The sequence below is a fragment of the Kitasatospora sp. NPDC022856 genome, from assembly GCF_055561235.1.
The window spans coordinates 296,256-320,861 of the sequence record NZ_JBVHHE010000004.1 but is presented as its reverse complement, the minus strand read 5'-3'; the positions used below and the strand labels follow the sequence as shown (position 1 = coordinate 320,861).

Genomic DNA, 24,606 nt, shown 5'->3' with positions numbered 1-24,606 from the left:
GTGAGCATCGAGGCGTCCACCGCGGAGGAGCCCTCGACGACGGTGCCGTCCGTCGCGATCTTCTCCCCCGGACGCACCACGAACCGCATCCCGGGGGTCAGCCGGTCCACCGGCAGCCGGACCTCGGAGCCGTTCCGCAGCACCGCCACGTCCTTGGCGCCCAGCCCGAGCAGGGCGTGCAGCGCGGCGCCGGCGCGGCGCTTGGAGCGGGCCTCCAGGTAGCGGCCGAAGAGGATCAGCACGGTGACCGCGGCGGCCGTCTCCAGGTACAGGGTGGAGGAGGCGTCGGTGGCGCCGATCGACAGCGAGAACTCGTGGCGCATGCCCGGCATCCCGGCCCGGCCCCAGAACAGGGCCCAGCACGACCAGCCGAAGGCGGCCAGCGTGCCGAGCGAGACCAGGGTGTCCATGGTCGCGGCGCCGTGCTTCAGGTTGGTCCAGGCGGCCCGGTGGAACGGCAGCCCGCCGTAGACGACGACCGGGCCGGTGAGGGCGAAGGCCAGCCACTGCCAGTTGGCGAACTGCAGGGACGGGATCATCGACAGCATGACCACCGGCACGCTGAGGACGGCGCTGATCAGCAGCCGGTCCAGCAGCGGGTCGGCCGCGGGCTCCGCCGGGGCGGGGGCCGGCCCGGCGGGCGCGGCGGCCGGTTCGACGGCCGGCGGTGCGGGGAGCTCGGCGGTGTAGCCGGTGTTCTCGACGGTGCTGATGAGGTCGGCGACGCTCACCGCCGGTCCGAAGTCGATCCGGGCCTTCTCGGTCGCGTAGTTGACCGTGGCCTCGACGCCCTCCATCCGGTTGAGCTTCTTCTCGATCCGGGCCGCGCACGCTGCGCAGGTCATCCCGCCGATCGACAGCTCGACGCGGTCGCGTACCGGGGCGGTGCCGTCCTGGTCACGCGGGCCGCCCGGGCCGGCGGCGGTGGTGGCCGGGGTGGCGGTGCTCATGCTGATCAGCTCCTTGGGGAGGGCGTACGGCGGGGGCCGGGGCGAGCGGCCCCCGCCGCACCGCGGGGCTCAGACGGACCGGCCGACCAGCTCGTAGCCGGCCTCGTCGACGGCCGCGCGGACCTGGTCGTCGTCGAGCGGGGCGGCGGAGGAGACCGTCACGGTGCCGGCCTTGGCGTCGGCCGCCACCTGGGTGACGCCGGCCAGCGCGGTGAGCTCCTTGCTGACCGAGCTCTCGCAGTGGCCGCAGCTCATGCCGGTCACGGTGTAGGTGATGGTGCTGGACATCGGGGCCTCCGGGAGGTCTGTTCGGCCGCGGGCGTGCGCCCGGGCTCCCACTCTTGATGACACCATACCCCTGCGGGGTATTCCCCGAAGGGGGTGGTGCGGTGCGGATCGCATCGGGGACGCGGTCCGACAGCAGAGCGTATGCGCCCGGACACGCTGCGCCCGAATCCGCGCCGCGTGGCGCGGGCGCGTCCCGGGCGGCCGCCTCCCGGGGGGTGCGGGCGATGAGCGTCCGTTATGTTCGAGAGGTGTTCCCGATCCGCCGAGCCCAGTCGCCCGCGGCCCCCACCGCCACGGGACTGCCGCCGGAGCGGCGGCGCGGCGCGCTGCTGGCGGCCGACCTCCAGGACGTACCGCTCTGGCGCCGGGCGAGCCCCGCGCTGATCGCGATCGTCCTGGTCGGGCTGGCCGACCTGCTCTCCGGCAAGGACCGCTACCTCGCCCCGCTGATGACGGTCGTCCCCACCATCGCCGCGCTCACCCTGCGGCCGCTCGAACTGCTGATGGTCTGCCTGCTCGGCCTGTTCGCGGTCTTCGGCCTCAGCCACTACGACGAGGTCGACAACGTCAACGACGAGCGCTTCCTCTACGGCGCGATGGTCAGCTATCTGCTGCTCACCGTGTTCTCCGCCTGGGTGGCCAAGATCCGCATGCGGCGGGCCGCCGCCTTCGCGGCCGTCAGCTCCGTCGCGGAGGCCGCCCAGCGCGCGCTGCTGCGGCTGCCCGGACCGGTGGTCGGTCCGCTGCACCTGGCCGTGCGGTACGTGTCCGCCGCCGACGCCTCCCGGATCGGCGGGGACCTCTACTCCGTGCTGGAGACCCCGCACGGCACCCGGGTGGCGGTCGGCGACGTCCGCGGCAAGGGGCTCGGCGCGGTGCAGACCGCCGCCGTGGTGCTCGGCGCGTTCCGGGAGGCGGCCTACGACGAGGCCGGGCTGCGCGGGGTCGCGGCGCGGATCGAGGCCAGCGTCGAGCGGCACGCCCCGGACGGGGAGTTCACCACCGCGCTGTTCGCCGAGTTCCGGGTGCCGGGCGTGATGCAGCTGCTGCAGTACGGGCACGTCCCGCCGATCCGGGTGGACCACGACGGCGGCGCGCACGTGCTGCACGCGCCCGACCCGTGGGTTCCGCTCGGCCTGGGCCGGCTGGCCGTCGGCGAGCCGACCACCTGGGAGCAGCCGTTCGGGCCCGAGGACGTGCTGGTGCTCTGCACCGACGGCGTGATCGAGGCGCGGCACCGCGAGCACGGCGACTTCTACCCGCTGGCGGAGCGGGTCGGCCCGCTGGTCCGGGGCGCGGCCCGCTCCGCGACGGAGCTGGAGGCGGCGGTCGGCCGGGTCTACGCCGACCTGCTGGAGCACACCGGCGGGGAGCTGCGCGACGACGCGCTGCTCCTGCTGATCTCCCGGACGGACCGGTAGGGCCGGGGCCGCTCCGGGGCTACTCCGCGCCGACCACCTCCGCCAGGGCGCGGAAGAGCAGGGCGGTGGAGGTGGCGCCCGGGTCCTGGTGGCCGACGCTGCGCGGGCCCAGGTAGGAGGCGCGGCCCTTGCGGGCCTGGAGCGGCACGGTGGCCAGCGCGCCCTGCTCGGCCGCGTCCGCCGCGGCCCCGACGGCCCGCGGCAGGTCGGCGCCGGCCGCCACCGCCTCGGCGTACGCGGCCAGCGCCGGGGTGTAGGCGTCGACGATGGTCTTGTCGCCCGGCTCCGCCTTGCCGAGGGTCTGGACCGCCCGCAGCCCCTCGGCCAGCGCCTCGCCGAAGGCGGCCGGGTCGGCCGGCCCGGGCAGTGCGGCGCCCAGCGCGCGGAAGGCCTTGCCGTACAGCGGGCCGGAGGCCCCGCCGACCTTGGAGATCAGCGTGCTGCCCGTTTTGCTCAGGACCGCCCCCGGGCTGTCGGGGGCGAGCGAGTCCAGTGCGGTGAGCACGGCGGTGAAGCCGCGCCGCAGGTTGCTGCCGTGGTCGCCGTCGCCGATCGCGGAGTCCAGCTCGGTGAGCCGCCCCTGTTCCTCGTCGACCGCGGCCGCGATCGCGCGGACCCAGGCCTCGGCCAGTGCGGTGTCGAAGTCCATGACCGTCTCTCCTCCGTCAGGCCCGCTTGAGGGCGGGGGTGTCCACCGGGGCGTCCCAGAGTTCCAGCAACCGGGCGTCGGCCTTGGTCAGGGTGAGCGAGAAGCCCGCCATGTCCAGGCTGGTCACGTAGTTCCCGACCAGGCTGCGGGCCACCGTGATGCCGCGCTCGGCGAGCCGGGCGGCGACCTCGCCGAAGACGACGTACAGCTCCAGCAGCGGGGTGCCGCCGAGGCCGTTCAGCAGGGCGATCACCTCGTCGCCGGCGCTCAGGTGGTGGTCGGCGAGCACGGTCTCCACCACCTCGGCGGCGAGCTCACGGGCCGGACGGAGCTTCTCGCGGCGGCGGCCGGGCTCGCCGTGGATGCCGACGCCGACCTCGATCTCGTCCTCCGGCAGGTCGAAGCCGGGCTTGCCGGCGGCCGGGGTGGTCGCGGCGGTCAGCGCGATCGCGAACGACCGGGAGGCCGCGTTGACCCGGGCGCCCATGGCGGTGACCTCCTCCAGCGCGGCGCCGCGCTCGGCCAGCGCGCCGGCGATCTTCTCCACCACCACCGTCGCGCCGGTGCCCCGGCGGCCGGCCGTCCAGGTCGAGTCCTCGACCGCGACGTCGTCGTCGACCAGCACCGTGCGGACCTCGATGCCCTCCTCGGTGGCGAGCTCGGCGGCCAGCGCGAAGTTCATCACGTCGCCGGTGTAGTTCTTGACGACGAAGACCACCCCGGCGCCGGAGTCGACGGCCTTGGCGGCGGCCAGCATCTGGTCCGGCACCGGGGAGGTGAAGACCTCGCCGGGGCAGGCGGCGTCCAGCATCCCCGGGCCGACGAACCCGCCGTGCAGCGGTTCGTGGCCGGAGCCGCCGCCGGAGACCAGGGCGACCTTCGACGCCGCCGGGCGGACCGCGCGGGTGATCACCCGATGCGCGATGTCCACCGTCAACTCCCGGTGGGCGGCGGCGATTCCGGCCAGGGCGTCCTCCAGGACGCTCTCCGGGGTGTTGATCAGCTTCTTCACGGCGCTTCGCTCCCTCGGCAGACGGTGCTGACCCGACGCTACGCCAGACGGGGGTGCCCGGCACGGGGTGCGACACGCCCCCGGGCGGCCCGCGGTACGACACGCGGGGCCGGCCGGCCCCCTCCCGCGGAGCGCCGGGGCGGTCGTAGGGTCGGCGGTATGAGCGACTACGTGGGCATCGTCCTGGTCTCGCACAGCGCACAGCTCGCCGCCGGGCTGCGGGAGCTGCTGGCGGAACTCGCCTCCGGTGCGGTGCGGGTGGTGGTGGCGGCCGGGACGGAGGACGGCGGGCTCGGGACCAGCTACGACCTGATCGCCCGGGCCGTCACGGAGGCGGACGGCGGGGCGGGCGTGGTGGTGCTGGCCGACCTCGGCAGCTCGGTGCTGACCGCCGTCACGCTGCTGGAGGACGAGCCGCGGCCCGGGGTGGTGCTGGTGGACGCCCCGTTCGTGGAGGGCGCGGTCGCGGCCGCGGTGACGGCCTCCACCGGGGCGGGCGTCACCGAGGTGGCCGCGGCGGCCGAGGAGGCGCGGGCGTTCCGCAAGCTGTAGCGGGCGGCCCGCGCGGCTGGCGCCGGTGCGCGGCCGGTCCTGGGCGCGCGGTCCGGCCCCGGCTACTTGGCGTCGGCGTAGCAGTCCACCACGGCGGTGGTGAGCGGGAACCGGACCGGGGTGTCCCCGAAGACCAGCCGGCGGGCCTCGTCGGCGGACTCGGCGACGGCGGCGGCCACCTCGTCGGCGAGGTTCGCCGGGGTGTGCACCACCACCTCGTCGTGCTGGAAGAACACCAGGTGCGGCCGGTCGTCCGGGCCGGTGGCGGGCAGCGCGTTCAGCCGGCGGCGCAGTGCCGCGAGCAGGGCGAGCGCCCAATCGGCCGCACTGGCCTGGATCACGAAGTTGCGGGTGAAGCGGCCCCGGGCCCTCGCCGAGCGGCCGCCGGCCTCCCCGGCCGTCTCCGGCGCCTCGGTGAGGTCGAGCCAGTCGGCCGAGGGCGGCGGGCAGGCCCGGCCGAGCCGGGAGGCGACCACACCGCCGTCCTCGCCGGTCCGGGCGGCCGCCTCGACGTAGCCCATCGCGGCCGGGTAGCGCCGGCGCAGGGTGGCGAGGAGCACGCCGATGTCCCCGCTGGTCTGGCCGTACATGGCGCCGAGCAGACCGAGCTTGGCCTTGTCGCGGTCCCCCTGGAAGGCGGAGGCGGCCAGCGCCTCGTAGAGGTCCCCGCCGGCGGCGGTGCGGGCCAGGCCGGCGTCCTGGGAGAGCGCGGCCAGGACGCGGGGCTCCAGCTGGGCGGCGTCGGCGACGACCAGCAGCCAGCCCGGGTCGGCCACCACGGCGCGGCGCAGGATGCGCGGGATCTGCAGCGCGCCGCCGCCCCGGCTGGCCCAGCGGCCCGAGACCACGCCGCCGACCACGTACTCGGGGCGGAACCGGCCGCCGCGGGCCCAGGCGTCCTGCCAGGCCCAGCCGTGCGCGGCGTGGATCCGGGAGAGCTCCTTGTAACGGATCATCAGCGCGGCGGCCGGGTGGTCCACCGCCTTCAGCTCCCAGGACCGGGTGGATCCGAGCTGGACGCCCCGGTCGGCGAAGGCGCGCAGCACCTGGCTGTGCGAGTCGGGGTTGAACGGCCGGCCGCCGAGGGCCTCCTGGAGCTCGACGGCCAGCTCGGCGAGCAGCCTGGGCTGGGTGTTGGGGACGGTCGGACGGGGGCCGAGCAGCTCGGTGAGCAGCCGGTCGTGGACGTCGGTGCGCCAGGGCAGGCCGTCGTGCGCCATCTCGGCGGCCACCAGCGCGCCGGCCGACTCGGCGGCGACCAGCAGCCGGAACCGGGCGCGGTCACCCGGCTCGGCGATCGCGGCGAGCCGGCGCTGCTGCTCGGCGTGGACGGCCGCCACGGCGGCCAGCGCGTCGGCCCCGGGCGGGAGTTGCAGCCGGTCGGGGGCGAACAGGGTGTCCTGGCCGTCCCCGGAGTCGGCGGAGCCGGGCTCGGGCAGGTCGGCCGGGACGGGCCGCCCGTTCAGCCGGGCCCAGGCGGCGCCGAGCGAGCGGGGCGCGCCGAACCGGCCCTCGTACGCCAGCAGCAGGGCCTCGGTCAGCCGGAGGTCGTGGCAGCGGGCGAGCCGGTCGGGCAGCCGGGGGAGCAGCGGCGCGTAGGCGCTGTCGGCGGCCGCCCAGACCCAGCGCGGGTGCTCGGCGGCCTCCCGCTCGGCGACGGCGGCCGCGAGGTCCGCCACGGCGGCGGGCGGCCCGAGCGGGGCCCCGGCGTCGTCGAGGGGGAGCAGCCGGCCGCCGGGGCCGTGCGGGTCGGGGACGAGGGCGATCCGGGGTGCCACGGGGGCTCCTCCTCTCGGGCGTACGGGCTGCGGACCTCGACGGTAACCGGTGGGTACGACAACCGGCGCAGGCGCGCGTGCCGATCCGTGCGCCCGTGCGCCGACGGTGCGCCGCCCGCCGGGCCGGACGCGTGTGCCCGGCCGTTGCCACGGCGTAGGGTCGGCGAAATGACCGAGAACCCGTTCTTCAAGCCCAGCACCCTGGTCTACGAACTGCCTCCCTTCGCCGAGATCCGGGAAGAGCACTACCTGCCCGCGTTCGAGCGCGGGATGGCCGAGCAGCTCGCCGAGATCGCCGAGATCGCCGCCAATCCGGAGCCGCCGACCTTCGACAACACCCTGATCGCGCTGGAGCGCTCGGGTGCGCTGCTGAAGCGGGTCCGGGCGGTCTTCGACAACCAGGTCTCCTCGGACACCACCCCGGGCGTGGACCGGCTGGACACCGAGATCAGCCCGAGGCTGGCGGCCCACCGGGACGCGATCCACCTGGACGCCGCGCTGTTCGCCCGGATCGAGGAGCTGCACGGGCGACGGGACGGGCTCGGCCTGGACGCGGAGTCGCGGCGGCTGCTGGAGCGGCGGCACACCGCCTTCGTCCGGGCCGGCGCCCGGCTCGGCGCCGCCGACCAGCGGCGGCTGCGCGGGCTGAACGCCGAACTGGCCGCCGGCGCCTCGGCGTTCCGCCGCAACGTGTCGGCGGACTCGAAGGCGCGGGCACTGGTGCTGGACTCCGCGGCCGAGCTGGCCGGGCTCTCGCCGGACGCGATCGCCGGCGCGGCCGCGAACGCCCGGGCGCTCGGCCACGAGGGCAAGTACGTGCTGAACCTGAAGAACTTCTCCAACCAGACCGAGCTGGCCTTCCTCACCGACCGCTCGGTGCGCGAACGCCTGCTGGCGGCCTCGCTGGGCCGGGCGGCCGACTCCAACGGCCCGCTGGCGATCCGGATGTCCGCGCTGCGCGCCGAGCGGGCCCGGCTGCTGGGGTACGACACGCACGCGGCCCACGTGGTGGCGGACGAGACGGCCGGCACCGTCGAGGCGGTCGACGCGCTGCTGACCCGGCTGGTGCCGCCGGCGGTGGCCAACGCGCGGCGGGAGGCGGTCGAGCTGGCCGCGGCGGCGGCCGTCGACGGCGTCGAGGAGATCGCCGCGCACGACTGGGCGTACTACTCGGAGCTGGTCCGGCAGTCCTCCTACCAGGTGGACGCGGCCGCGCTGCGCCCGTACCTGGAGCTGGAGCGGGTGCTGCGCGACGGGGTCTTCTTCGCCGCGAACCTGGCCTACGGGGTGACCTTCACCGAGCGGCCGGACCTCCCGGCGTACCACCCGGACGTGCGGGTCTTCGAGGTGTTCGAGGAGGACGGCGGCTCGCTCGGCCTCTTCCTCGCGGACTTCCACGCCCGGGCGTCCAAGCGCGGCGGCGCCTGGATGGACGAACTGGTCACCCAGTCGCGGCTGCTGGGCCGGCGGCCGGTGGTGATGAACAACCTGAACGTGCCCCGCCCGGCCCCGGGCGAGCCGGTGCTGCTCTCCTGGGACGAGGTGCGCACGCTGTTCCACGAGTTCGGCCACGCGCTGCACGGGCTCTTCTCGGACGTGCGCTACCCGTACTTCGCCGGGACGGACGTGCCGCGGGACTTCGTGGAGTTCCCCTCGCAGGTCAACGAGATGTGGATGGTCCGGCCCGAGGTGCTGGCCAACTACGCGAAGCACCACGTGACCGGCGAGCCGCTGCCGGCCGAGCTGGTCGAGCGGATGGCGGCGGCCGACGGCTTCGGGCAGGGGTTCCGGACCGTGGAGTACCTGGCGGCGGCCCTGCTGGACCTGGCCTGGCACACCGTGGCGCCGGGCCAGGAGATCGCGGACGCCGAGGAGTTCGAGGCGCAGGCGCTGGCGAAGGCCGGGCTCGCGGTGGCGGCGATCCCGCCGCGCTACCGGACGGCGTACTTCTCGCACATCTTCGCCGGCGGGTACAGCGCGGGGTACTACGCGTACATCTGGTCCGAGGTGCTGGACGCGGAGACGGTGGACTGGTTCGAGGGGAACGGCCGGGGGGTGCGGGAGAGCGGCGAGGTGTTCCGCCGGGAGCTGCTTTCGCGCGGGGACAGCCGGGACCCGCTGGACTCCTTCCGGGCGGTGGTCGGGCGTGACCCGAGGACCGGGCCGCTGCTGGCCCGCCGCGGTCTGGCCTGAGCCGGTTCGAGCCCGGTGCCGGGCCTCGCGCGGTGGCCCGTCCCGTGGGCCTGGGTTCTCGTGGTCGGGGCGGGCCACCGGGCCTCAGCGGGGCGTGACGGTCACCGTGACCGGGGTGCCCGGGCGGGTGTGCGGCAGGCGGATCCGGGCGGTGCCGGCCCGGCCGCCGGCCGGCTGGTCGACCTCGACCCGGGCCGCCGGCGTGACGGTGATCCGCGCACCGGCCGGGAAGGTGGCGGCGGGCAGCACCAGGTCGGTGGTCCGGCCGCTGCCGTCGGCGTTCCAGCGCACCACGTGCCCGCCCGCCGCGGCGCCGGTGCGCACGGCCGTCCCGGCGACCGCCGCCGGGTAGGGGCCGAAGACCGGCTCGTCGCCGGGGGCGGGCCGGCCGGCCGGATCGAACGCGCAGTAGCCGCCGTTGCCCCGGCACCAGTACCACATCGTCCAGCCGGCGGCGAAGCCGTCCATGGCGGCGACCTGACGGCGGACCAGCTGGGAGTTGCCCGGGGTCCGCGCGTCCGGCGGGCCCCACTCGCCGACCAGGACCGGCAGGCGGTGCGCGGCGGGGTAGGCGGTGATCGCGGCGGTGTAGTTCTCGACGAAGCCGCCGGAGGGGTCCCAGTCGGCGCCGCCCTCGACCGCGGTGTCGTAGAAGTGCGGCGCGTAGCCGAGCCGGGGCGCGCCGGGGCGCGGGTCGCCGAAGCCGGGCAGCCGGGTGGGGACGCCCTGGCCGACCAGTACCGTCGGCTCGACGAACAGCCAGGCGCGGGAGTCCATGCGGCGCACGGCCCGGATCAGCCGGCGGTACATGTCGGCGAGCCGGCCCTGTTCGAGGGCGGCGGAGGAGGCGGCGAGCACGGCCGGGTCGGTCGGGTCGCCGTCCACCGGGCCGAACGGCTCGTTGAACAGGTCGTAGCCCAGCAGCGAGGGGTGGCCGCGCAGTTCGCGGGCCAGCCGGGTGTAGAAGTCGGCCTGCCAGGCGCGCAGGTCGGGGTCGTCGTAGAGGTGGCGGAAGGCCGCCTGGACGGCGGGCTGGAAGTAGCCGGCGAACCAGTCGTCCGGGTCCGGGGTGAACGGCAGGCCGTCGTCGCGGGTGGCCCAGAGCGGGACGCCGCGGTCCCCGCCGCCGAACTTGGGCCCGTAGACGTCCTGGTGGAAGTCGACCAGGGCCAGCACGCCGTAGCGGTCGGCCCAGTCCAGCACCCGCTGCACGCGGTGCAGTTCGGTCGGGTCGAGGTGCCCGCGGACGGGCTCCAGCCTGGTCCAGGAGACGGCCACCCGGACCAGGGTGAAGCCCTGGGCGGCCAGGGACGCGACGTCCTGTTCGGTGGCCTCGGCGTACTTGTCGAGGTTGAAGCCGCGGAGCCGCAGCCGGCGGCCGGTGGCGTCGGTGAGGTCGGTGGTGCCGTCCGGCGCGGTGGCGGTGCCGGTGGGGAACCCGGCCCGGAACGGGGCCGGTGACCGGGAGGCGTCCGGCGACGCGGCCAGGGCGGGGGTGGGGGCGGCCAGGGCGGCGGTGGCGGCGAGTAGGAGGGCAACGGCGGTGCGGCGCAAGCGCATCGGTACCTCGCGGGAGCTCGCGGAGCGTGGGGGTGGGGCCCGATGATGCCCGAACTGGCATGCACAGCACAAGAGTTCAGCTCGGCGCCGGGTCCTGCGCCGGGGCCGGCAGGGCGGCGGTCGGCAGGTCGGCGGCGGCGGCCAGCCGGCCCCAGAGGAGGTCGGCGAGCGCCTGCACCATCCGGGTGCGCGAGCACGGTCTGGACTCCAGCCACCAGTCCCCGGCGGCCAGCACCATGCCGGTGATCCCCCGGCCCCAGGCCTCCGCGAGGAGTTCCCGGTCGGCCCCGAGGTCCACCTGGCTCTGCACGGCCCAGGTGATCTCCTCGGCGATCTGCCGCAGCGCCGGGGCGAGCGCGTTGCCGACGCCGGACGGGTCGCCGGGCTCGGGGTGGGTGAGCAGCCGGTAGACCTGCGGGCGGGCCTCGATCCCGGCGAGGTAGGTGTCCAGCACGTGCTCGACGCGGTCGCGGCGCTCCAGCGGTTCGCTCAGCGCGGCCCGTACGGCGGTCAGCAGACCGCTGGTGTGGCGCTCGGTCAGTGCCCGGATCAGGCCGTTCCGGTCGCCGAAGTGGCGGTAGAGGATCGGCTTGGTGATCCCGGCCTCGGCCGCGATGGCGTTCATGCTGGCGCCCGGGCCCTCCCGCTGGACCACCCGGTCGGCGGCGTTGAGCAGCTGCTCCCGGCGGGGTGCGTCGGAGGGCGGCATGAGGTCTCCTGGCGGGTCTGGCCGACGGGGGTTGCGGCTACGGGGTGGTGCGGGCGGTCGGGCGGAGCGGTCGGGGGCGTACGGGGGCGTGGCGCGGGGCAGGCGTGCCGCGGAGCTGCCCGGCGGGGGCGTCCACGGCCCCGGGGCGTTGACATTCCTACCTATGAGTAGCAGACTCCCCGCGATGTTACCCCCGGTAACACCTGTCCGACACCCCCACTGCCCGCCCTTGCATCCGCCGCCCCGCCGGGCGGCGAGGGGCCCCTTCGACCGGAGGCATCATGAGCACGTTCTCGCTGGACCCGGGCGCGGACCAGCTCGCCGTACGCGACTGGCTGCACGGCTTCGCCGCCGACGTGATGCGCCCCGCCGCGGCCGAGTGGGACGAGCGCGAGGAGACCCCCTGGCCGGTCATCCAGGAGGCCGCCAAGCTGGGGATCTACTCCCTGGACTTCTACGCCCAGCAGTACTTCGACCCCTCCGGCGTCGGCATCCCGATCGCCATGGAGGAGCTGTTCTGGGGCGACGCGGGCATCGGCCTCTCGATCGTCGGCACCACGCTGGCCGCCGTCGCCGTGCTCGCCAACGGCACCGACGAGCAGATCGGCACCTGGGCGCCGCAGATGTTCGGCACCCCGGACGACCTCAAGGTGGCCGCCTTCTGCTCCTCCGAGCCGGACGCCGGCTCCGACGTGTCCGCGCTGCGCACCCGGGCCGTCTACGACGAGGCCAAGGACGAGTGGGTGCTGAACGGCACCAAGACCTGGGCGACCAACGGCGGGATCGCCGCCGTCCACGTGGTGGTGGCCGCCGTCGACCCGGCGCTCGGCGCGCGCGGCCAGGCCTCCTTCGTGGTGCCGCCGGGCACACCCGGGCTGAGCCAGGGGCAGAAGTTCAAGAAGCACGGCATCCGCGCCTCGCACACCGCCGAGGTGGTCCTGGACGGCGTCCGACTGCCGGGGCACTGCCTGCTCGGTGGCAAGGAGAAGCTGGACGAGCGGCTGGCCCGGGCCCGCGAGGGGGCCAAGCGCGGCGGCGGCCGGGGCAACGCGGCGATGGCCACCTTCGAGGCCTCCCGGCCGGCCGTCGGGGCGCAGGCGATCGGCATCGCCCGCGCCGCGTACGAGGTGGCGCTGGACTACGCGAAGACCCGGGTGCAGTTCGGCCGCCCGATCATCGACAACCAGGGCGTGGCCTTCCAGCTGGCGGACATGAAGACCCGGATCGACGCCGCCCGGCTGCTGGTCTGGCGGGCCTCCTGGATGGCGGCGAACAACCAGCCGTTCACCGCTGCCGAGGGCTCGATGTCCAAGCTCTACGCGGGCGAGACCGCCAAGTGGGTCACCGCGCAGGCGATGCAGATCCTCGGCGGCAACGGCTTCACCCGCGAGTACCCGGTCGAGCGGATGCACCGGGACAGCGCGATCTACTCGATCTTCGAGGGCACCAGCGAGATCCAGCGGCTGGTGATCGCCCGGGCGATCTCGGGGATGCCGATCCGCTGAGTGCGGCGGGGCCGGGCGGCGCGACCGGCGGGTGCGCCCGTGCGTCCGTCCGGCCCGGGCCGGTCAGAACCGGGGCGGCCGGCCCTCCAGGAAGGCGGCGAGACCCTCGCGGACGTCCGGGGCCTCCCGGGAGCGGCGCTCCCAGGGGCGCAGCGCCTCGGCGGCCCGCTCCGGCGGGACGGCCAGCGCGGCCTTGACCGCGCCGATGGTCTGCGACGAGCGGGTGGTCAGCAGCCGGGCGAACTCCAGCGCCCCGGCGTCGAGTTCGGCGCCCGGCAGGACCCGGTCGGCGAGACCGAGCGTGAGGCACTCCCGGCCGGTCACCAGCTCGCCGGAGAAGAGCAGGTACTTGGCCCGCGACGGGCCCACCAGGCGGGCCAGCCGAAGGGTCGGCACCGCCGGGTAGACCACCCCGAGCTTGGCCGGGGTGATGCCCAGCCGGGCGTCCTCGGCGACGAACCGCAGGTCGCAGGCGACGGCCAGCTGACAGCCGCCGCCGACGCAGGCGCCGTGCACCACCGCGACGGTCGGATGCGGGAAGTCCGCCAGCGCCTCCTCGGCCGCGACGTTGACGGCGTGGTAGTCGTCGGCGCGGTCCGGGTCGGCGTAGATCCCGGACAGTTCGGCGATGTCCGCGCCGGCGCTGAAGGTGCCGCCCGCGCCGGTGACCAGCAGGGCCCGCAGACCGGGCTGCTCGGCGAGCCGGAGCAGGACCTTCGGTAGGGCCTGCCAGATCGCCAGGGTGACGGCGTTGCGCCGGTGCGGCCGGGCGAACTCCAGCACCGCGACGCCGTCCCCGCCGGTGTAGGCGTGGAGGCCGTCGACGTGGGTGGGCAGCGGGGAGCGGTCCCGCGTGAGCAGCGGCTGGTCCATGCGCACCTCCGGAGTTCGTGGTGCGGACACTCTCTCAGGCGCGGCCGCGGCCCCGTCGGGCGGACCGTCCGCCGCTGGGCGGCGAACGGTCAGGCGGGCCGGGTGCCGTAGTCGCCGAGGCCGTGCTCGGCCAGGTCGAAGCTGCGCCGGGCGTTCTCCAGGGCCTCCGGCAGCACGTCGGCGGCCCGTTCGCCGGCCAGCATCCGGCGGTGGTTCTCGTTGGTCAGCGCCAGCCGGACGCTCATCAGCTGGGCGGCCGCGACCTGGGCCCGGAGCCGGTCGCCGGCCGGGTCCTGGGCGAGCAGCTCGGCGGCGAGCAGCTCGTTCGCCGCCCGGCCCCACGCGGTGGTCGCGCGCAGGGTCAGTGCCGGTGTCCGGTGGATCAGGCGGATCACGTCGAGCACGAAGCGGTCGTCGCTCAGACCGGTGGCCGGGTCGAACCGCTCCAGGCCCGCCGCGAACCCGGCGCGCAGCGCGGCCACCGCCGAGACGCCCGGGGCACGGTCGCGGACCGCCTCGGCGGCCTCGCCGGTGTGCCGCTCCATCGGGCTCATGACCAGGTCTTCCTTGGACGGGAAGTAGTTGAAGACGGTCATCTTCGAGACGTCGGCCGCCGCGGCGATCTCGGCGACCGACACCTCGTCGAAGCCGCGCTCGGCGAAGAGGGCGATCGCGCTGTGCCAGATCCGACGGGCCGTCTGGCGCTTCTTGCGCTCGCGCAGGCTCAGTGCCGCGTCCGCGGCCGCCTCCACTGCCTCGGGCCCGGTGGTCGTGCTGCGCTCTGCCATGGCATGACTGTACCAGGATCAAAGATCGACCGGGCCTAATGATGGACTGTGACGAACCATTGACTCCAGCAAACAATTGACCGGGTCAAAAATACCTGCCATGGTGAGGGCGTGCCGCCGAGCCGCACCTGTCCGGTGCGGTCCGGTCCGTAGCCGAATGCCCGAATTCCACGATCCCCGGGGGGACTTCCCATGGCCGCCACCGCGCCGGCAGCAGCTCTGATGACGGAGCCCCAGCGCAAGCTGGGCATGCTGCTCTGCCTGATCACGATCGTCCTGGCGGTGCTCGACATGAACATCGTGTCGGCCGCCACCGTGCCGATCGTCCAGGACCTCGACCCCGTCCACGGCGTCGACCGACTGCCCTGGCTGGTGAGTGCCTTCGCCCTGGCGGCGACGGCGCTGCTGCCGCTCTACGGCAAGCTCTGCGACCTCTACGGTGCCAAGCGGGCGCTGCTGGGGGCGGTCGGCGTCTTCCTGCTCGGCTCGGCGCTCTGCGGAGCGGCCCAGTCGATGACCGAGCTGATCGCCTTCCGGGCGGTCCAGGGCATCGGCGGCGGCGGGCTGATGAGCGTGACGATGGTGGTGATGGCGCAGCTCAAGGACCCGGACGACGCCAAGGGCGGCGGTGGCGGCGTCGGCGGCATCGTGGGCGGCGCGGGCATGGCCGTGGGTCCGCTGATCGGCGCGCTCCTGGCGGACCACCTCGACTGGCGCTGGATCTTCTACATCAACCTGCCGCTCGGCCTGCTCGTCCTGGTCGGCTCCGCGCTCGTGCTCAAGCTTCCGCGTTCGGCCGGCCGGCGCGGCCTGGACTTCCTGGGCGCCGCCCTGGCGGCCGCGTTCGCCACCGGGCTGCTGCTGGTGACCGAGTGGGGCGGCAAGACCTACGCCTGGACGTCGCCGGAGATCCTCGGTCTGGCCGCCGCCACCCTCGCGGCCCTCGGCCTCTTCCTGTGGCGCCAGGCCACCGCCGCCGAGCCGGTCCTGCCGCTCTCGCTGTTCCGCATCCCGGAGATCCGGATCGGCTTCGCGGTGCAGGGGCTGGTCGGAATGGGCCTGATGGGCGCGATCATGTACGTGATGCTGTACCTGCAGGTGGCCCGCGGGGTCGCCGCGACCTCCGCCAGCCTCTATCTGATCCCGATGGCGCTCGGCATGACGGCGGTCGGTCTCGCGGCCAACCGGTTCGCCGCACGGGGCTGGTCGGTCCGGGCGATCCTGGCCTCCGGCGCCGCCTGCGCCACGGTGGCCCTGCTGCTGCTCGGGCTGAGCGGCCCGGACACCTCGCTTTGGCTGGTGCGGGCCGAGCTCGTCCTGCTGGGCCTCGGCCTCGGCCAGTTGATCGGCCGCCTCATCACCGTCGTCCAGGAGGCCGCTCCGGCCCACCAGCTGGGTGTCGCCACCACCGGTGTCCGGTTCTTCCAGACGCTCGGCAGCGCGCTGGGCGCCGCGCTCTTCGGCACCGTGCTGGCCCGGGTCTTCGACAGCGGCGAGCCCGGTCCCGCGCTCGGTGCGGTGGGCCGGCTGACCGGCGCCGCCAGGACGCACGCGGTGCACAGCTTCATCGGCGCGGTGGACGTGGTGTTCCTCTCGGCGGCCGGGGTGATGGCGCTGGTCCTCGTCCTGGCCCTGCGGCTGCGGCCGCGCCCGGTGCCCGAGCCGGTGGCGCAGGGGCAGGCGCTGGCCGCCTGAGCGGGGTACGGGGTAGGAGCGGTGCGGCGCGGGAGTGGTGCGGCGCGGGGCCCGGTGGACGACCGTCCACCGGGCCCCGCGCCGTGCGCCGCCGTCAGCCGGTCGGCTGCCACTCGTGGGCGAGCAGCGACCAGATCTCGGAGTCCTGGTGGACGCCGTTGACCAGGTACGACTCCCGCAGGACACCGTCCAGCCGCATGCCCAGCCGCTGCGCGAGCGAGCGGCTGCGGAGGTTGGTCGGGCTGGTGTGCCACTCCAGGCGGTGCAGGCCGCGGGTGGTGAACGCGTAGTCGACCAGGTGGCGGACGGCGGCGCCGACCAGGCCCCGGCCCTCGCCGGCGGGCTCCGTCCAGACGCCGATCTCGGCGACCCCGGCGACGGCGTCGAAGGAGACGAACATCGTGCCGCCGACCAGCGTGCCGTCAAGCCAGATGCCGTAGAGCCGGCCGGCGTCGGCGGCCTGCCGGTCGGCGTAGCCCTGCAGGGTGGCGCGGGCCGACGTCAGGTCGGTGGAGCGGTGGGCCCAGGTGATCCACGGGTTCATGTGGTCGCGGGCGCGGTCCATGTGGGTCAGGAACTCGGCGGCCTGCCACGGTTCCAGAGGGCGCAGTTCGGCACGGTCGGCGAGCGGGACGGCGAACATCGGCGGGCCTTTCGGGCGGGGCCGGGTGGGGGGCGGGGGCGCGGCCCGGCCGTTCCGGCATACATAACAAACGTTTGGTAGATACCATACCGCCTATGACACCAGCCCGGGGAGACCATGAAGCCCGCCGCGAGGACGTCTCCGAGGCGGTCTGGCGGGTGCTCTCCTCGCGCGGCTTCGAGGGGCTGACGCTGCGTGCGGTGGCCGCCGAAATGGGCGCCTCCACCGGTTTGTTGACGCACTACTTCCCCAACAAGCGGGCGCTCGTGGCACACGCCCTCGACGTACTGGACCGGCGTTCCCAGCAGCGGCCGCGCCGGACCGCCCCGGCGGACGGCAGCCCGCCGCCGCCCGCCGGACTGCCCAGGCTGCGGGCGGCTCTGCTCGACATCCTCCCGCTGGACGGGGCCGGCACGGCCGGCAACCGGATCTGGGTCGGCTCCTGGGACGTCGCGCTGGCCGACCCGGAGCTGGCCGCCGCGCACGCGGCCCGCTACGGGCGGGCGCGGGCGCTGCTGGCCGAGTCGGTGGCCGCCGCGCAGCGGCTGGGGGAGCTGCCGGACGGCGTGGACGCCGGGCAGCTCGCCGCGGGGGCGCAGGCCTTCGCGCTGGGGCTGGTGGTGCAGGCGCTGTTCGCCCCGGCGGAGTTCCCGCCCGAGCGGCAGGTGGCGCTGCTGGACGCCTATCTGGCGGGGCTGCCCGGAGCGGCCGCCGGCCAGGGTTGAGCGGCGCCGAGCGGGACCTCGCGGCGCCGGGGACGGCCCGCGGCTGCCGCCCCCGGCGCGGCACCGGAGGCGAGCGGCGTGGCGGCCCCGGGGGGTGTTGTCTGATTCGCCCGTTGTTTCCGTTCGGGCCGTACGACCGGTTCGTACCGGTGTTTCCCCCGGTGTCGTTTCCGCCCCCGCCACGACACGCATTGTCACGGGCTATGCGCGTTCGGTACACGGGATTTTCCGGCGGCCCGGCCGGGCAAAGCCCTCGCTGAGGGCGTGGCCTGCGGGAATTCGGTGCGGTGCCCCCAGCAGGATTCGAACCTGCGACCTACCGCTTAGAAGGCGGGTGCTCTATCCGCTGAGCTATGGGGGCGGGACGGACGGCGCCCTGATGGGCGTGACCGTTGCCGGGATCGGGCGACGAGCGCGCGGGGCGCCCGCTGTCCGGCCCCTGCCTGAGGGTGGGGTGGGGGTTGGCGGGGCCTTGCCCTGTCGGGGACAGGATAAGGGTGTCCAGAACCTCGGCCGGGTGTAACAACACCGTCGCGGGTGTGTCGGCTTCGGTGGAGCGGTCCGATAATCGCAGGTGACGGCCGTGCGTGCAGCGGTCTGGCCCGCTTCGGCGCCGGACGTTGTGCAGTCGTTACGGGGCTGCCGCCCCACCCGTTATGGATTCGGCACGGAGAAACTACCGGCCTCGGCGCGGGTGGGGGGCCGTATTCGGGTTCGTTCGGTCGGATGACGTGGGCGGACGGCCGGGCAGGCCACCCCTGGGGGTGCGCGGGGGCGGCGGGAAGCGGGGCGTTTGTTGTCATGGCCCCGTAGAAGCCAGGCCGAAAGTAGGACCGAAAGGGCCGAAATTCACCCCTGTGAGTGACACCGGTTTTCCACAGGGCCGACTTGTCCACAGGATTTCCGATCTGCCTGGTGCGGATTTCCCGGGAAGCGCACTCTCAACTCGCACCGGTCGATTCCGTACGGTGCATCCGGGAGAACGGAGCGTGTTCTGTGAACGAGACCCAGGTGACGGTCATCGGCAATGTCGCGACCGAGGTGAGCTGCACGCGGACGGCGGACGGGGTGGCGGTGGCCAACTTCCGGCTGGCGTCGACGGAGCGCCGGTACGACCGGCTGCGGGAGGCCTGGGTGGACGGCGAGACGCAGTGGGTGACGGTGACGGCCTGGCGGGCGCTGGCCGCTCATCTGATCGGCTCGCTGTCGAAGGGTGATCCGGTGGTGGTGAGCGGGCGGTTGAGGGTCCGGGAGTGGATGGACGGTGAGGCGCGGCGCAGCAGAGTCGAGATCGACGCCCGGTCGGTCGGGCACGACCTCAGTCGTGGCACCGCCGTCTTCACGTGGGGTGCGGCCTCGCGGGCGGAGCCGGCGGAGGGTCGGGAGGTGTCCGTGGGCGAGGCGGTACCGGGCTGGATCGCGGACGCACTGCAGGCGCGGAGGGCGGCCGTCGACCCGCCGGTGGCACCCCTGTTGGCGGTCGCCGGGGTCGGGGCGCGGGTGGACGGCATGGGAACGGAGGGTGACGCCCTGGCTTCTTCGGTCTGACCGTCGACCGGTCTCAACTGTCGACAAATATGTTGATCGAGACGGTTGTTGCGCTCACGCGTGCAAACATCGGACCGGTTAAGTGAAAGATTGGAAGTTTCTGGCTGATCGTCAGCTTGTGTGGATGATGGGAGCATTGATAACGATACAGATACGGAATCGTCCTGATTTCGCATGGGGGTTTGCGCGCCTCCCTGGCTCAATAGGATTCGTCTGGTTCACACACGTGCAGCGGCGCCACAGGGGGCGCGGCAATGCAAGGCGGGCAGCCCATCGGCATGGCCCGGCCCGGAGGGATCCCAGATGTTCCAGAGGCAGGGGCGGAGTCTTCCGCGCATAACCACTGTCATGCTCACGACCAGCGTAGCGCTGGGCGGGAGCCTGCTCGCAGCCGGTGCGGCGGCTGCGGCCGACGCACCGGGTGCGGGCGTCACGGCGGTGATCCAGCCGACCATGCAGAGCGAGGAGATCGCCATCGAGGGCGGTCACTCCGTTCAGGGCGGTCTGTTCACCCTCAAGACGGCCAACGGCGAGCTTCGTACGTACTGCATCGACATCGACCACCCGGTCAACATCGAGAGCAGGGTCGAGTACCAGGAGTCGGACTGGAAGTCGAGCTCGCTCGGCCGCAAGGAGAAGGCTCAGGACGCCGCCAAGATCCGTTGGATCCTGGAGAACTCCTACCCGCAGGTCACCGACCTCAAGAAGCTGGCCGACGCGGCCGGCATCAAGGACGGTCAGCTCACCGCCGACGACGCCGCCGCGGGCACCCAGGCCGCGATCTGGAAGTTCTCCGACGGCAAGAACGCCACCCCGGTCGACGCGCAGGCCAAGAAGCTGCGCGACTACCTGGTCAGCGACGCCAACAAGGGCATCGCGGCCGAGCCCAAGCCCTCGCTGAGCCTCACGCCGGACTCGGTGTCGGGCAAGCCGGGCAACAAGCTCGGTCCGTTCACCATCAACACCAGCGCCTCCGAGGTGAAGCTCGCGCTCTCCGGCGACGCCGCGGACAAGGCGAAGCTGGTCGACAAGGACGGCAAGCCGGTCACCGGCCTGACCGGCCCGGTCGCCAAGGACACCCAGCTGTTCCTGGACGTGCCGGCCGGCACCCCGGACGGCACGGCCACGGTGACGGCCTCGGCCGAGACCGTCGTGCCCAACGGCCGGGTCTTCCTGAGCAAGGGCTACACCCCCGAGAAGCACAGCCAGACCATGATCCTGGCCGGCTCCACCAAGCTCAGCGTGGTGGACGCGGCCAAGGCCGCGTGGAAGGCCGGCAAGGGCCCGCTGCTGGACAGCAACGCCCAGGTCGAGTGCGACTCCAACGGCGTCCGCGTCAACGTCGCCAACGGCGGCGACGAGGCGGCCTCCGTGACCGTCGCGCCGGGCAAGACGGTCACCGTCCAGCCCGGCAAGATGGAGAGCGTGCTGGTCCAGGTCAACGAGGACACCGCCTACGACATCAAGGTGACCGGCCCGAACGGCTTCACCAAGGAGTTCAAGGGCATCCTGGACTGCAAGGTCACCAGCGTGACCACGCCGACCGCCACCCCGTCGGCCGGCACCAGCGCCACGGCCACGCCGACCCCGAGCGGTACCGGTACGCCGACCGCCGCTCCGTCCAGCTCCTCGGCGCACCCGGCCCCGGCCGCCAGCAGCCCGGCTCCCGGCACTACGGGCGGCCTGGCCGCCACCGGTGGTAACGACGCCACCCCGATCCTCGCCGCCGTCGCCGGTGGCCTGGTCGTGGCGGGCGGTGCCGCGGTCTTCGTCCTGCGCCGTCGCGGTCGCCACGGTCGCAGCGCCGCCTGAGGCAGCGCCGCACCGGTACTGAAGTAGTACTGAACGCAGTGAAGGGCGCCCGGCCTGCTCCGGCAGGGCGGGCGCCCACCACCCGGCCCGGTTCACCGCACTCGCTGCGGGGAGCCGGGCCGCGGTGCGTCCGGCGGGGCCGCGCCGGGCGGTGGTGGCCGGGGCCGGGGCGGGCGTCCGGGGCGGGATACCCCAGTGGGGCAAGGCTGGCGGTTCGGGCTCTCGGCCGGGTGCGGCACAATGGAAGGCTGCAAGCCGAATTACTCCCGACGACGCCGGAGCGATCTCACGTGGCGGAATACATCTACACGATGCGCAAGGTACGCAAGGCGCACGGAGACAAGGTCATCCTTGACGACGTGACGCTCAGCTTCCTCCCGGGGGCGAAGATCGGCGTCGTGGGCCCCAACGGCGCGGGTAAGTCCACCGTGCTGAAGATGATGGCCGGCCTGGAGCAGCCGTCCAACGGCGACGCCTTCCTCTCGCCCGGGTTCACCGTCGGCATGCTGCTCCAGGAGCCGCCGCTCGACGAGACCAAGACCGTTCTGGAGAACGTCGAGGACGGCGTCAAGGAGATCAAGGGGAAGCTCAACCGCTTCAACGAGATCGCCGAGCTGATGGCCACCGACTACTCGGACGCGCTGCTCGACGAGATGGGCAAGCTCCAGGAGGACCTGGACCACGCCAACGCCTGGGACCTCGAAGCCCAGCTGGAGCAGGCCATGGACGCGCTGGGCTGCCCGCCCGGCGACTGGCCGGTCACCAAGCTCTCCGGTGGCGAGAAGCGCCGCGTGGCGCTCTGCAAGCTGCTGCTGGAGGCCCCCGACCTGCTGCTGCTCGACGAGCCCACCAACCACCTGGACGCCGAGTCGGTGAACTGGCTGGAGCAGCACCTGGCCAAGTACGCCGGCACCGTCGTCGCCGTCACCCACGACCGGTACTTCCTGGACAACGTGGCCGGCTGGATCCTGGAGCTCGACCGCGGCCGCGCGATCGGCTACGAGGGCAACTACTCCACCTACCTGGAGAGCAAGCAGTCGCGCCTCAAGGTCGAGGGCCAGAAGGACGCCAAGCGCGCCAAGCGGCTCCGCGAGGAGCTGGAGTGGGTCCGCTCCAACGCCAAGGGCCGTCAGGCGAAGTCCAAGGCGCGTCTGGCCCGCTACGAGGAGATGGCGGCCGAGGCCGACAAGATGCGGAAGCTGGACTTCGAGGAGATCCAGATCCCGCCGGGCCCGCGTCTGGGCAGCATCGTCATCGAGGTCGAGAACCTCAACAAGGCCTTCGGCGAGAAGGTCCTGATCGACGACCTGAGCTTCACCCTGCCGCGCAACGGCATCGTCGGCATCATCGGCCCCAACGGCGCCGGCAAGACGACGCTGTTCAAGATGCTGCAGGACATGGAGACCCCGGACTCCGGCACCGTCAAGGTCGGCGAGACCGTCAAGATCAGCTACGTCGACCAGAGCCGCGCCAACATCGACCCGAAGAAGACGCTCTGGGAGGTCGTCTCCGACGGCCTGGACTGGATCAACGTCGGCCAGGTCGAGATGCCGTCCCGCGCCTACGTCTCGGCGTTCGGCTTCAAGGGCCCGGACCAGCAGAAGCCGGCCGGCGTGCTCTCCGGCGGTGAGCGCAACCGCCTGAACCTGGCGCTCACCCTCAAGCAGGGCGGCAACCTGCTGCTCCTCGACGAGCCCACCAACGACCTGGACGTCGAGACCCTCTCCTCGCTGGAGAACGCGCTGCTGGAGTTCCCCGGCTGCGCCGTGGTCATCTCCCACGACCGCTGGTTCCTGGACCGGGTGGCCACCCACATCCTCGCCTACGAGGGCGAGAGCAAGTGGTTCTGGTTCGAGGGCAACTTCGAGTCGTACGAGAAGAACAAGATCGAGCGGCTGGGCGCCGACGCGGCCCGTCCGCACCGGGCCACCTACAAGAAGCTGACCCGAGGCTGACACCCAGCTGTCACAACGGCCCGGCAGACTGCCCCCCGGGGGGGCGGCCTGCCGGGCCGCGGCCCACCGGCCGTCACCCGCCGGCGGGTCACCGGACATCGAGGAGAACACCCGTGGCACGCCACATCTACGCCTGTCCGCTGCGTTGGTCCGACATGGACGCCTTCGGGCACGTCAACAACGTGGTCTTCCTGCGCTACCTGGAGGAGGCCCGGATCGACTTCATGTTCACCCAGGCCGCCGCGGCCGGTGCGGGGGAGTTCGCGGGCGGCTCGGTGGTGGCCCGCCACGAGATCGACTACAAGCGCCCGCTGGTGCACCGGCCCGAGCCGGTCACCATCGAGACCTGGGTCACCAAGATCGGCGGCGCCTCGCTGACCGTGTCGTACGAGATCAAGGACACCGCCGAGGACGGCACCGAGACGGTGTACGTCCGGGCGTCCACCGTGGTCGTCCCCTACGACCTGGCCGAGGGCCGCCCGCGCCGGATCAGCCCGGTGGAGCGGGAGTTCCTGGGCCGCTTCACGGACGACGACCGCGGCGCGGACGGGCGCAGCCGGGACGGACGCAGCCTGGACGCCGCGGCGGCCTGAGCCCCCGGCCCGGACCACCACCCATCACCGATACACGGATTCGAGCTGAAGCGCGTTGACCCCCACCGCCGCCCTCGCCCTCGCCGACGCCGGGGAGGCCGCCGACCTGGGCGCCTTCCTGGTCCGTCTGCTGCGCTTCGACCGGGCGGCGGCGGTGCGCCTGCAGGCGGTGGCGAAGCAGGCCGGCGGCGACGGCGTGCTGGCCGTCTTCGGCCGGCTGCCGCTGGGGAGCTCCGGCGCGCTGGCGGTCCGGACCGCGCGGCTCGCCGGGCCGGTCGGGCCGGCCGACCGCACGGTCTCGGCGGGGCAGTTGCTGGACGGCCTGGACAGTGCCGGGAACACCGTGGAGCTGCCCGCGCCCGTGACCGGTCCGGCCTGGGCCGGCCTGTTGCCGCCGCGCTCCGGCTGGCGCCCGGTCGGCGAGCCGCCGGTGGCCGAGGTGTACCCCGAACTGATGGCCGGGGTGCGGGAGTTCCGTGAGCGCAGCGAGGCCGTCCCGGCGCACCACCGGACCCGTGCGGTGCTGGACGGGCTGGCCGACGAGATCTGGTCCCGGCCGGTGGGCGCCCTTCCCGAGCTGCCGCTGCGCGCCGCGCACGCGGCCTATGTGATCGGGTTCCTCAAGCCGGGTGCGCCGCTGACCGTGCACCGCGCCGGTGGCTGGCTGCGGTTGAGCGCGCCGGCGGGGTCGGTGGCGGTGCGGACCGCGGCGGCGCCCGGGGCCGGGCTCGGGCTCAGCCCGATGCGCTAGACCCCGATGCGTCGGACCGGATGCGCTGGAAACCGGATGCGCCGGACCTCGATGCGCTAGACCCCGATGTGCGGGGCCAGGGCGCGGGGCCCCAGGCGAAGGGGCCCGGGTCAGCCCTCGGTGTTGACCATCGAGGCGGCGGCGTAGGTGAGGTAGTCCCACAGCTGCCGCTCGGCGTCGGCCGGCAGCGCCAGCTCGTCCACCGCGGCCCGCATGTGCTTCAGCCAGGCGTCGTGCGCCGCGCGGTCGACCCGGAACGGCACGTGCCGCATCCGCAGCCGCGGGTGCCCGCGCTGCTCGCTGTAGGTGCGCGGGCCGCCCCAGTACTGCATCAGGAAGAGCGTGAGGCGCTCCTCGGCCGGGCCGAGGTCCTCTTCGGGGTACATCGGCCGCAGCAACTCGTCCCCCGCGACGCCCTGGTAGAACCGGTGCACCAGTCGCCGGAAGGTCGGCTCGCCGCCGACCTGTTCGAAGAAGGTCTCCTCGCTGAGCGTGCCACGCCGGATCTCTTTCACCCGACCATGGTCGCAGACGGCGGCGGGGCCGTACACCGGGACCTGGGGACCAGGACCGGGGGCGTACGGCCCCGCCGCCGTCAGCGTTCGG

The 24,606-nt window shown here is 73.9% G+C and carries 22 protein-coding genes and 1 tRNA gene; 11 read left to right on the top strand and 12 right to left on the bottom strand.

The genetic code is table 11. The features are described from left to right. Both ACZ34W_RS07825 and ACZ34W_RS07820 read right to left on the bottom strand, forming a co-directional pair. Positions 1-950, bottom strand: a 950-nt coding sequence (locus tag ACZ34W_RS07825; RefSeq protein WP_465602479.1) for a heavy metal translocating P-type ATPase, incomplete at its 3' end; no start/stop codon positions are given. A gap of 69 nt (positions 951-1,019) precedes the next feature. After that, a complete protein-coding gene (locus ACZ34W_RS07820; protein ID WP_329489908.1) occupies positions 1,020-1,238 on the bottom strand; it encodes a heavy-metal-associated domain-containing protein in 219 nt (72 codons plus the stop codon). A 248-nt stretch (positions 1,239-1,486) separates the two neighbouring features. On the opposite strand from ACZ34W_RS07820, the gene ACZ34W_RS07815 reads away from it, so the two are divergent. After that, positions 1,487-2,659 carry a PP2C family protein-serine/threonine phosphatase gene (locus tag ACZ34W_RS07815; protein WP_465602477.1) on the top strand — a complete coding sequence of 391 codons (1,173 nt, stop codon included), beginning with the start codon at positions 1,487-1,489 and terminating at the stop codon, positions 2,657-2,659. Between the two features lie 19 nt (positions 2,660-2,678). Here ACZ34W_RS07815 and dhaL read toward each other — a convergent pair whose 3' ends face one another. Together dhaL and dhaK are read right to left on the bottom strand one after the other, a co-directional pair. Beyond that, positions 2,679-3,308 (bottom strand): dihydroxyacetone kinase subunit DhaL, encoded by a 630-nt coding sequence (dhaL, locus tag ACZ34W_RS07810; RefSeq protein WP_465602475.1) that lies wholly within the window; start codon positions 3,306-3,308, stop codon positions 2,679-2,681. A 16-nt stretch (positions 3,309-3,324) separates the two neighbouring features. Beyond that, a complete protein-coding gene (dhaK, locus tag ACZ34W_RS07805; RefSeq protein ID WP_329489911.1) occupies positions 3,325-4,320 on the bottom strand; it encodes a dihydroxyacetone kinase subunit DhaK in 996 nt (331 codons plus the stop codon). Positions 4,321-4,479: 159 nt separating this feature from the next. Here dhaK and dhaM point away from each other — a divergent pair, with 159 nt between their 5' ends. Further along, positions 4,480-4,872 carry a dihydroxyacetone kinase phosphoryl donor subunit DhaM gene (dhaM, locus tag ACZ34W_RS07800; protein WP_329489912.1) on the top strand — a complete coding sequence of 131 codons (393 nt, stop codon included), beginning with the start codon at positions 4,480-4,482 and terminating at the stop codon, positions 4,870-4,872. 62 nt (positions 4,873-4,934) lie between these two features. On the opposite strand, the gene ACZ34W_RS07795 is transcribed toward dhaM, so the two are convergent. After that, complete coding sequence (locus tag ACZ34W_RS07795; RefSeq protein ID WP_465602472.1) at positions 4,935-6,650, bottom strand: bifunctional 3'-5' exonuclease/DNA polymerase; 1,716 nt, start codon at positions 6,648-6,650, stop codon at positions 4,935-4,937. 168 nt (positions 6,651-6,818) lie between these two features. Between ACZ34W_RS07795 and ACZ34W_RS07790 the strand changes: the two genes are divergently transcribed. Next, on the top strand, positions 6,819-8,843 hold the full coding sequence (locus tag ACZ34W_RS07790; RefSeq protein WP_465602470.1) for a M3 family metallopeptidase: 2,025 nt from the start codon (positions 6,819-6,821) through the stop codon (positions 8,841-8,843). A gap of 84 nt (positions 8,844-8,927) precedes the next feature. Here the strand turns inward: ACZ34W_RS07790 and ACZ34W_RS07785 are convergent, their stop codons facing one another. Next, a complete protein-coding gene (locus ACZ34W_RS07785) occupies positions 8,928-10,403 on the bottom strand; it encodes a cellulase family glycosylhydrolase (protein WP_465602468.1) in 1,476 nt (491 codons plus the stop codon). 76 nt (positions 10,404-10,479) lie between these two features. Next, complete coding sequence (locus tag ACZ34W_RS07780) at positions 10,480-11,112, bottom strand: TetR/AcrR family transcriptional regulator (RefSeq protein WP_465602466.1); 633 nt, start codon at positions 11,110-11,112, stop codon at positions 10,480-10,482. Positions 11,113-11,393: 281 nt separating this feature from the next. Here ACZ34W_RS07780 and ACZ34W_RS07775 point away from each other — a divergent pair, with 281 nt between their 5' ends. Further along, positions 11,394-12,617 (top strand): acyl-CoA dehydrogenase family protein, encoded by a 1,224-nt coding sequence (locus ACZ34W_RS07775; RefSeq protein WP_329489917.1) that lies wholly within the window; start codon positions 11,394-11,396, stop codon positions 12,615-12,617. Positions 12,618-12,680: 63 nt separating this feature from the next. Here ACZ34W_RS07775 and ACZ34W_RS07770 read toward each other — a convergent pair whose 3' ends face one another. Both ACZ34W_RS07770 and ACZ34W_RS07765 read right to left on the bottom strand, forming a co-directional pair. After that, positions 12,681-13,490, bottom strand: a complete 810-nt coding sequence (locus tag ACZ34W_RS07770; protein ID WP_465602464.1) for an enoyl-CoA hydratase/isomerase family protein — start codon at positions 13,488-13,490, stop codon at positions 12,681-12,683. Between the two features lie 89 nt (positions 13,491-13,579). Beyond that, positions 13,580-14,278, bottom strand: coding sequence for a TetR/AcrR family transcriptional regulator (locus ACZ34W_RS07765; RefSeq protein WP_359810450.1), 699 nt, complete (start codon positions 14,276-14,278; stop codon positions 13,580-13,582). A gap of 222 nt (positions 14,279-14,500) precedes the next feature. Between ACZ34W_RS07765 and ACZ34W_RS07760 the strand changes: the two genes are divergently transcribed. Then, positions 14,501-15,973, top strand: a complete 1,473-nt coding sequence (locus ACZ34W_RS07760) for an MFS transporter (RefSeq protein WP_465602462.1) — start codon at positions 14,501-14,503, stop codon at positions 15,971-15,973. Between the two features lie 94 nt (positions 15,974-16,067). On the opposite strand, the gene ACZ34W_RS07755 is transcribed toward ACZ34W_RS07760, so the two are convergent. Then, positions 16,068-16,616 carry a GNAT family N-acetyltransferase gene (locus tag ACZ34W_RS07755; protein ID WP_329489921.1) on the bottom strand — a complete coding sequence of 183 codons (549 nt, stop codon included), beginning with the start codon at positions 16,614-16,616 and terminating at the stop codon, positions 16,068-16,070. Between the two features lie 95 nt (positions 16,617-16,711). On the opposite strand from ACZ34W_RS07755, the gene ACZ34W_RS07750 reads away from it, so the two are divergent. After that, complete coding sequence (locus ACZ34W_RS07750; RefSeq protein WP_329489922.1) at positions 16,712-17,341, top strand: TetR/AcrR family transcriptional regulator; 630 nt, start codon at positions 16,712-16,714, stop codon at positions 17,339-17,341. Positions 17,342-17,629: 288 nt separating this feature from the next. Here ACZ34W_RS07750 and ACZ34W_RS07745 read toward each other — a convergent pair. Beyond that, positions 17,630-17,702: transfer RNA gene (locus tag ACZ34W_RS07745), tRNA-Arg, on the bottom strand. A gap of 635 nt (positions 17,703-18,337) precedes the next feature. Between ACZ34W_RS07745 and ACZ34W_RS07740 the strand changes: the two genes are divergently transcribed. The 5 genes from ACZ34W_RS07740 (at position 18,338) to ACZ34W_RS07720 (ending at position 24,000) form a co-directional block, all read left to right on the top strand. Beyond that, positions 18,338-18,889 (top strand): single-stranded DNA-binding protein, encoded by a 552-nt coding sequence (locus tag ACZ34W_RS07740; protein WP_465602459.1) that lies wholly within the window; start codon positions 18,338-18,340, stop codon positions 18,887-18,889. A gap of 348 nt (positions 18,890-19,237) precedes the next feature. Then, a complete protein-coding gene (locus ACZ34W_RS07735) occupies positions 19,238-20,701 on the top strand; it encodes a Cys-Gln thioester bond-forming surface protein (protein ID WP_359810464.1) in 1,464 nt (487 codons plus the stop codon). A 290-nt stretch (positions 20,702-20,991) separates the two neighbouring features. Further along, positions 20,992-22,656 carry an energy-dependent translational throttle protein EttA gene (ettA, locus tag ACZ34W_RS07730; RefSeq protein ID WP_352293832.1) on the top strand — a complete coding sequence of 555 codons (1,665 nt, stop codon included), beginning with the start codon at positions 20,992-20,994 and terminating at the stop codon, positions 22,654-22,656. 113 nt (positions 22,657-22,769) lie between these two features. Then, positions 22,770-23,249 carry an acyl-CoA thioesterase gene (locus ACZ34W_RS07725; protein ID WP_465602456.1) on the top strand — a complete coding sequence of 160 codons (480 nt, stop codon included), beginning with the start codon at positions 22,770-22,772 and terminating at the stop codon, positions 23,247-23,249. A gap of 55 nt (positions 23,250-23,304) precedes the next feature. After that, positions 23,305-24,000 carry a DUF8185 domain-containing protein gene (locus ACZ34W_RS07720; RefSeq protein ID WP_329489927.1) on the top strand — a complete coding sequence of 232 codons (696 nt, stop codon included), beginning with the start codon at positions 23,305-23,307 and terminating at the stop codon, positions 23,998-24,000. A 110-nt stretch (positions 24,001-24,110) separates the two neighbouring features. On the opposite strand, the gene ACZ34W_RS07715 is transcribed toward ACZ34W_RS07720, so the two are convergent. Next, the gene (locus tag ACZ34W_RS07715; protein WP_329489928.1) at positions 24,111-24,515 is read right to left on the bottom strand and encodes a globin; all 405 of its coding nucleotides are present in this window, start codon (positions 24,513-24,515) and stop codon (positions 24,111-24,113) included. Positions 24,516-24,606: the final 91 nt, after the last annotated feature.

What these genes read in the sequence shown, in the direction of transcription:
- ACZ34W_RS07770 (WP_465602464.1), bottom strand. Translation starts at nt 13,490, where the DNA reads ATGGACCAGCCGCTGCTCACGCGGGACCGCTCCCCGCTGCCCACCCAC.
- ACZ34W_RS07785 (WP_465602468.1), bottom strand. Translation starts at nt 10,403, where the DNA reads ATGCGCTTGCGCCGCACCGCCGTTGCCCTCCTACTCGCCGCCACCGCC.
- ACZ34W_RS07775 (WP_329489917.1), top strand. Translation starts at nt 11,394, where the DNA reads ATGAGCACGTTCTCGCTGGACCCGGGCGCGGACCAGCTCGCCGTACGC.
- dhaL (WP_465602475.1), bottom strand. Translation starts at nt 3,308, where the DNA reads ATGGACTTCGACACCGCACTGGCCGAGGCCTGGGTCCGCGCGATCGCG.
- ACZ34W_RS07760 (WP_465602462.1), top strand. Translation starts at nt 14,501, where the DNA reads ATGACGGAGCCCCAGCGCAAGCTGGGCATGCTGCTCTGCCTGATCACG.
- dhaM (WP_329489912.1), top strand. Translation starts at nt 4,480, where the DNA reads ATGAGCGACTACGTGGGCATCGTCCTGGTCTCGCACAGCGCACAGCTC.
- ACZ34W_RS07820 (WP_329489908.1), bottom strand. Translation starts at nt 1,238, where the DNA reads ATGTCCAGCACCATCACCTACACCGTGACCGGCATGAGCTGCGGCCAC.
- ACZ34W_RS07755 (WP_329489921.1), bottom strand. Translation starts at nt 16,616, where the DNA reads ATGTTCGCCGTCCCGCTCGCCGACCGTGCCGAACTGCGCCCTCTGGAA.
- ACZ34W_RS07790 (WP_465602470.1), top strand. Translation starts at nt 6,819, where the DNA reads ATGACCGAGAACCCGTTCTTCAAGCCCAGCACCCTGGTCTACGAACTG.
- ACZ34W_RS07765 (WP_359810450.1), bottom strand. Translation starts at nt 14,278, where the DNA reads ATGGCAGAGCGCAGCACGACCACCGGGCCCGAGGCAGTGGAGGCGGCC.
- ACZ34W_RS07735 (WP_359810464.1), top strand. Translation starts at nt 19,238, where the DNA reads ATGCTCACGACCAGCGTAGCGCTGGGCGGGAGCCTGCTCGCAGCCGGT.
- ACZ34W_RS07750 (WP_329489922.1), top strand. Translation starts at nt 16,712, where the DNA reads ATGACACCAGCCCGGGGAGACCATGAAGCCCGCCGCGAGGACGTCTCC.
- ACZ34W_RS07780 (WP_465602466.1), bottom strand. Translation starts at nt 11,112, where the DNA reads ATGCCGCCCTCCGACGCACCCCGCCGGGAGCAGCTGCTCAACGCCGCC.